4 protein-coding genes are annotated in these 7,090 nt (G+C 74.0%); 1 reads left to right on the forward strand and 3 read right to left on the reverse strand.

Annotation, left to right across the window (positions count from 1 at the left end; all coding sequences use genetic code 11):
* Window positions 1-11 precede the first annotated feature (11 nt).
* Window positions 12-1,205: a competence protein CoiA family protein gene (locus ACH4SE_RS35970; protein WP_398547792.1), complete on the forward strand. Its 1,194-nt coding sequence runs from the start codon at window positions 12-14 to the stop codon at window positions 1,203-1,205.
* Between the two features lie 472 nt (window positions 1,206-1,677).
* On the opposite strand, the gene mobF is transcribed toward ACH4SE_RS35970, so the two are convergent.
* From mobF to ACH4SE_RS35985, 3 genes are all read right to left on the reverse strand, one after another.
* A complete protein-coding gene (gene mobF / locus ACH4SE_RS35975; protein ID WP_398547793.1) occupies window positions 1,678-5,907 on the reverse strand; it encodes a MobF family relaxase in 4,230 nt (1,409 codons plus the stop codon).
* Window positions 5,908-6,368: 461 nt separating this feature from the next.
* Window positions 6,369-6,665 (reverse strand): hypothetical protein, encoded by a 297-nt coding sequence (locus ACH4SE_RS35980; protein ID WP_398547794.1) that lies wholly within the window; start codon window positions 6,663-6,665, stop codon window positions 6,369-6,371.
* The gene (locus ACH4SE_RS35985; protein ID WP_398547795.1) at window positions 6,662-6,940 is read right to left on the reverse strand and encodes a hypothetical protein; all 279 of its coding nucleotides are present in this window, start codon (window positions 6,938-6,940) and stop codon (window positions 6,662-6,664) included. Before ACH4SE_RS35985 ends, ACH4SE_RS35980 begins: the two co-directional genes overlap by 4 nt.
* Window positions 6,941-7,090: the final 150 nt, after the last annotated feature.

The raw sequence follows: 7,090 nt of genomic DNA on the forward strand, positions 1-7,090 counted from the left end.
AGGGGCAAGCCGTGGCGTTCCGTGCCGTACATGAGCAGTGGGGGACGGTCTTCGCGCACCTGCCGGACCTCGGGTGCGGCAGAGCGTGGGAGGACGTCCACCGGGTGCGGCCGCCGGCGCCGCTGCGGTGCGACGAATGCCAGCACCCGCTGCGGGCGAAGGTCTCACCGGCGGGCCTGCGCTTCTTCGCCCACGCGCCCGGCGCCCCGCAGTGCGCGAGCGCGGGGGAGTCCATGGCGCACCACCTGCTCAAGCTGGAACTGTCGGAGTCGGCCCGAGAGGCGGGCGCGCACGTCGAGCTGGAGGTGCGCGGCCCGGACGGAGCGTGGCGGGCAGACGTCATGGCGAGCGACCCGGGCGGGTCCTGGCGCATCGCCCTGGAGGCGCAGCTTTCCCCGATCGTCCCCGACGACATCGAGGCGCGTACGGCGCGGATGCTGCAGGACGGGGTCCGCTCGGTGTGGTTCTCCGACCGGCCGCGGCCGCCGTGGCTGGGGCTGGTGCCCTCGGTGCGCCTGGAGGCGGTGGACGGTGGTGGCCTGCACGTCGTGGAAGGCCTGGTGAAGTTCTCCGGATGGGGGTGGGAGGCGGGGCCGCGGGTGACGGTGGCGGAGTTCCTGGGGTGGCTGTTCACCGGTCGCGTCGTCCCGCACCTGCCGCAGCTGTCCGCCAAGTACCCGCTGGAGACGCTGCACACGGTCTGGACGGCGCCGAAGTACGTCCAGGAGGAGAGCGCGTGCGTCGCGGAGCGGGACCGCCGCGCCGCTGAGGAGGCCCGTCTCGACCGGGAGCGGCAGAAGCACGCGGCGGCCATCAGCGCCCTGCTGAAACGGCAGAAGGCACTCGTCAGGCCGACCGTGGAGTTCGCGTTCCGGGAGACCGGTGTTTCTCCCAAGGTGGCCAAGGAGGGCACACCGGAGTTCGCCATGGGACTGCCGGTGTACGTGCAGGGCAAGCTGTTCGCGGTCATCTGTCCGGTGGCCAGCCGCGTCCTCGCAGTGCGCGGGCGGCTCGACGGCCTGGTGCTGCTCGTGGCCTCCGAGCCGGAACGGCAACGTGTCGCCGCGCAGGCCAATCCCGGGCAGCGCGTTGTCGTCCTCCAGCCAGACCCGGAGGTCATGCCGCGCTCCGTACCGCAGCAGGGCCAGGCGGGCGCGGTGACGATCCACCAGGCGGTCACCCGGATGTTCGGGCTCGGGGATTAGCTGCCCGGTAGCCGCGGCGCCGGCGGATGGGGCCGGGTGTGGGCGGCAGACGACGGACACGCGCGCCGGAGAAGGCGCTGTGGGGAAGTTGTCGGCGTCCGCGAGCTCCGCCGCGGCCCCCTTGTCGTCCAGGTCAGGCCCCTTGACCGTGCGCGGCCGCGGGCCGTTCCTGGGGAACTCCGTAGAGGATTCCGTAGGCAACTCGGTGGGCTACTCCGCAGGGGATTCCGTAGGCAACTCCGTAGGGAACCGCGGCGGACCTGGCCCCGGTGGCGTCCAGCGCGCACGGGGGCCGGCCACGACGGGCCGTTTCGCGCTGGACGCTGCCGGGGGTGGCCTGGGTCCAGGGCGCGGCAAGCGGCCCTGGTACCACCGGCCGCCAGTTCGGGGTTCCCCGAACCAGCGCGTTCTTCCTGCACGCGCGTGCGTGGGACGGTCCGGACTACCGGGTGCCGGCCGGTGCCCTGCCCGCCTACCGGCCCATGCTCGGACCGCCCCGCTTCGGAGCGGGCGGCTCGTAGCGCCGCCCCTGGTGGGCGGCGGCCTCGCGGGCCTGCTGCTCGCGCTGGGCTCGCTGCTGCGCGAGGTGGGCGCGGCGGGCCTGGCTCTCGGTGTCGTGCAGCTCGGGGTGGCGGGCGGCGATGCTCGCGCGCAGCTTCTGCTCGCTGCGGACCGCTGCGGCGTTCACCCGGTTGCCGGTGGCGTCCTGCGAGCTGCGGGCGGCGTTGCCGTGCAGCCGAGCGACGTCCTCCAGGTCGGTCCGGTCGATCCGGCGGGCCAGCTCGGGCAGCGCCCGGCGCAGCACGGCCAGGCGGTGGGCGGTCTCGTCCACGCCGCGCGGCGGCTGCCCGGCGATCTGGCCCTGCAGCGGCTTGGCGGCCGGGTCGGTGCGCACGGTTCGCCACGCGGTGTCCGCGCCGTCGCGGGCAGCGGCGTCGGCCCGGAACAGGGCGGTGGTCTGCTCGGCGAATGCGGCGCGGTGGTGGGCGGTGAGCTTGGTGTGCTCCTTGCGGGAGGTGCCGGCCAGCCGCAGCTGCGCGCGGTTCAGGTCCTTGTGCTTGTCCAGTGCTGTCAGGGCGGTTTCGGTACGGGCCAGCTCGGCGCGGACCGCGTCGGCCTGCTCCTGGTGGACGCGGGCCGCCTGCAGGTGCCGGTCGGCTTCGTCCAGGACGCCGGCGACGTCGGCGGCCGCGAGCTGCCCGCGGGTGGCGCCGGCGGTGCGCTCGCGCTCCAGGCGTTCGTCCATCTCCTTCGCCTTCAGCGCCGCCGCGGCGGCGGCCTGCTCGGCGAGCTTGGCGCGCTGGTCGTAGTCGGCAGCCAGGCGCACCAGCTCGGCGTCGGAGCGGCGGCCGTACGGGCGGGCGGCGCGGTCGCTCCACGACGGCACGGCGCGCTGCTCGCGGGACCGCTCGAAGTCGGCGAGCTGGCGGCGCTGGTCCCCGGTCAGCTCCGGCTGCGGCTCTGGCGGTTCGGCCGGGCGGGGCGCCGGTGCGCCGGCCGACTCGGCAGGACGCTTGGACCGCAGCGGGGAGGTGGCGCGGGCGGCCGCGGCGCGGCGCCGTACGGCCTCCTGCGCGGCTGTCGCCTCGGCTTGCGCGGGATCGGCCGGGGACGGCAACGCTGGGCCGTCTGGGGGCTCCTGAGCGGCCTCACGCGGCCGTACGGCCTGGGCCGGGAGCACGGCGGGCTCCGGGGGTTCGCGCAGAAGGTCGGAGACCATGCGGTCGCCCTTGTCCTGCCCGAGGTACTGCGCGAACGCGGTCACCGCGCGCTGCAGGCGCTCGCGTTCGGAGCGGGCCGCACCGAGCCGGGCGCGGGTGTCCTCGGACTCCACGACGGCCAGCGGCAGCCACAGGTGGTTCTCCTGGCGGCCGCGGGTGATGCCCGGGTAGACCGCGAACGCGTTCGCCCCGTGCCCGTACAGCAGCGACACCTGGGTGGTCAGGCCCTGCGAGGCGGCGACGGTCATCGCGTAGCCCAACGACAGGGCGCCGCCGACGACCTGGTCGACGGGCACGGTCGCGCTCTCGTAGCGGTGCCCGCCTTCGGCGCCGGCGTCGCGGACCCGCCAGGTGATCTCCACGCTGTGGTCCTCGCCGATCGCGGTCACCACCGCCCGGTAGCCGTTGAGCAGGTCCGGCCCGGCCCCGCGCCTGCTGCGGTAGTCGTTCGCGCGCACCCTCACGAAGTCGCCCTCGGCGAGGGTGAGCTGGCGGCCGCCGGGCAGCGCGTAGGTGTGCTCGGTGCCCAGCTCGCCGGCGGCGCGGCGGATCTGCTGCGCGCCTGCGTTGAGCAGGTCGACGGTGTCGTTGCGGGCGGCCAGCACCGCGAGGGATTCCAGGACCTGGTGCGGGTCCTCCCACCGGGTGCGGGCCTCGTTCCAGGTGGTGAGGATCTGCGACAGGGCCTCTTCGGCGGTCTCCACGGCGTGGACGCGGCCGCGGTCGGCTAGCAGGGTCAGGGCCTGCTCGTGGTCGCCGGTCCGCCACACCTCCAGCGCGGCGCGCTCGGCGGCGTCGACCTGGCGGCGGTTCTCGGTGAGGGTGAGCCCGCCGACCAGGCGGTGAACCTCCTTGAACCAGCCGCCCGCGCCGATCGCCTGCAGCTGCAGCGGGTCGCCGACCGCGACCAGCTTCGTCCCCGTGCGGGCGGCCTCGGCCAGCAGCGCGGCCGCCGACCGGTCGTCCACCATCGTCGCCTCGTCGACGACCAGGACGTCGACGCCCGCGAGACCTTTGCCGTCGCGGATGCGCTGCAGCCAGGACGCGACCGTACGGGAGGGGATGCCGGAGGCGTCGGCCAGGCCCTGCGCGGCCACCGCCGACAGGCACGCCCCGGCGTACGTGGTGCCGGCGGCGTCCCAGCCGATCCGGCACGCCTCCATCAGCGTCGACTTGCCCGCGCCGGCGACACCGACCACCGCCTCGACACCGAGCCCGCCGGTCAGCACCCGCGCCACGACGTCGCGCTGCTGGGTGCTCAGCTCGAACCCGACCGCGACCTCGTACACGCTGACGGCGGCCACGGCCTGGTCGGCGAGCAGCTGCACGGCGCCGGCGTCGACCCGGGCCAGCGCCTGCTGAACGCACAGCGCTTCGGCGTCCAGGATGTCGCGGGTGGTGAACCTGGCCATGGACGACATCACGGTGGACCCGACGTGCGGCAGCCGCACCGCGTAGCCCTCGACCGCGAGAACGGCGTCGACCAGTTCGTCCAGGCGGCCGGGGGCGCTGTCGATTCCCTCCTGCAGCGCGTTGCCGACCGCGGCGAGCAGCTGCGCGCGCGTGAAGTCCTTGCTCGAACTCGTCACGCCGGTGTCGGGGTCGAAGACCACCGCGGCGATGTCCGCCGGCGGCGGGATGCGCGGGCCGGTGCCCGGCCCGTCGGCGCCCGCTCCGTCGCCGGGTCCGGGCGGGCCGGGCGCGGCGGCCGCCACCATCGCGTCGACCGCGCCGGTGCCGCCGAGCATGTCGGCGGCCCGCTCCCGCCAGGACACGCGCATCCCGGCCGCGTCCGCGTCGTGCTTTTCCCGGCGCTGCAGGCCGCCTTCGCGCTGCTGCTCCTCGCGGGTGGCGTCCTCGCCGACCGCCGCGGTGACGGCGGCCGCGCGGCGGGAGAAGCCGTCGCGCACCTCGGCCGGGATGCCGTCGACCTCCCACTCCCGGTTCGCCTCGTTGTACGTGCGGCGCACCCCGAACCGCTCGTAGGCCAGTGCCCGCACCCGCGCCTTGAAGTAGGCGTCGGCAGCGCGGGCGTGGCGGTGCAGGTCCTGCCCGCTGTTGGCGATGGCCCGCCACTTGCCGTCCTCGCACAGCGCGATGTTGGCGATGGTGACGTGCCGGTGCAGGTGCGGGTCGCCCGGCTCGCCGTCGACCACGGGCCGGGCGGAGAGGTGTTCCACCGACCATGCCAGCAGCCCGCCGGTCGCCAGCCGCACCGGCTGCGCGTCCTGGCTGCCGACCGCGTAGCCGATCCAGGATTCGAGCTGGGTGAACGTGTCGCGCGTCGCCTCGTGGACCAGGTCCCGGTACGCGCGCTCGCCGTCCTCGCCCATCAGGCCCGGCAGCACGCTGTCGGACTTGGGCAGGTGCAGCACCAGGTCCCAGCCGCGCACCCGGTCGTCGACCCGGACGTCCTTGTTCGCCCACGCAGCCGCGAGCTCCTTCTCCCCGTAGACGTCGGCCAGGTCGACGCCGGCAGCACGCGCGAACTTGTGCACCGTGGTGACCAGCAGCCGGTGGGTCTCACCCCAGCGGTGGACCATCCGCTGCTGCCGGGCGAACATCGCGGCCTGCTTCGGCTTGCCCGCGAACAGCTCCACAGGCTCGACACCGGCCGCGGCCGCCTTCGCCTCGATCGCCTCGATCACCCGGACCACCGTGAGCTGCGCGTCGGGGTGGGCACGGGCGGACGACTTCACCAGCCTCGCCCCGGTCCGCGGGTCGCAGCCGTTCATCAGGCGGCGCGCGGCGTCCTTGCCCTCGTCGTCCAGGGGCTGCCCGGCGACCAGGCCGACCGCCTGCAGGCCGGACCCGAGCCACACCAGCGTCCCATCGCCCTCCGGTCGCAGACGGTAAGCGACCGCCGGATCGGCGGAGTCGTCCAGCACCACGGTCTCGCCGGCGTCTTCCGCGACCACGCCGCACCCGGCTTGATTCCTCAGGCGGTACTCGACCTGTTCATCCGCGACGATTTTCGTCACCCAAGCCAAGATGCGGCCCCCCGTACTTCCGCGCTTGTGCGCTTGTGTTTTTCCTGCCCGGCTTGCCGGGGAGCCCCGCTAGGGGCTCCCCCTTTGCACCTACCCCAAGTTTGATCATGCTGCCCAATTCAGGGTACGGGGCAAGTTCTCGAACCTATCCGGCTCACATCCGGTTGACCAATAGTCAGCCTCAACACCTGATATCGGTAACCGGATATCAGGTGCCCCCCACCTGCTCGGTCCAGGGGAAACACCGATCCGGTACCTGCGGACAAGGGGGCGGACAAGGGGTCCGGCGTCGCCGGGCAGCAGCAGGACAAGGGGGCGCGCAATCACCGTGTGCGATGGGTACCGGCTGACCAGGGTGAAGCGGGTAATCAAGCTAGATAAGCCGAAACGACCCGCGGCGGTGATCGCTGCGGGTCGTTTCGGCTTGCCGGTGAGCAGGATGGTCAGCGTGGTCAGTGGAACCAGACCAGGACCGCGATCCGGATCTCGCGCTTCTCGGGCCAGAGCAGGTACTCCAGGATGACGGCCTCGCCGTCGACCTGGATGCCGTAGCGGGTGCCCAGTTCGTCGAGCCGGTCGCCGGGCGGGCGCCGCCCGGCGGCGGTGGCCGCGCCCACCTCCAGGGCCAGCGCCATGGCGAAGTTGGTGACGCGCTTGGCGAGGTCGGGCGGCATCGCGCTGATGATCTGCGCGGGGATCTCCTCGGCGTGGGCGGTCCAGCCGCGGCGGCCGGGCTGCTCCTGGGTCATCCGGCGAGCCGGTCGGCGAGGTCGTCGACCGCGACCAGGCGGCGGCCGGCGGCGGCGTTGGCCCGGCTGGATTCGGCGCCGGGCGCCGCGTCGAGCATCGCCACCATCCACCAGCGCCGCAGCGCGTTGTTGATGGCGTCGCCTTCCTCGGCGGCCAGGACTTCGGCGTAGAAGGCCATGCGCTTCGCGCCGGTCAGGGCCTCGCCGATGGCGTTGATGGTGTGCGGGATGGCGTGTGCTCGGGGGTCTGCGGAGTGCTCGGACTGTGCGGTCACCGTGTCCTCCAAGGGGGCTGATTCGAGTGTCCTACGAATCCGGCGGCCGCCGCGAGGGGCGGCGGCCGCCGGGCGGCTCAGGGGCGCAGCCGGTATTCGGGGCACTTCTGCGGGTCGCCCCACGACGCGGTGTGCGGCACGGTCGCTCCG

Origin of the sequence: Streptomyces sp. NPDC020983, assembly GCF_044333485.1 — a bacterium.
Classification (GTDB): Bacteria; Actinomycetota; Actinomycetes; order Streptomycetales; family Streptomycetaceae; genus Actinacidiphila.

Bases quoted from the DNA above. Each gene is read 5' to 3' on its own strand.
- ACH4SE_RS35980 (WP_398547794.1), bottom strand. From the start codon at position 6,665: ATGACCCAGGAGCAGCCCGGCCGCCGCGGCTGGACCGCCCACGCCGAG.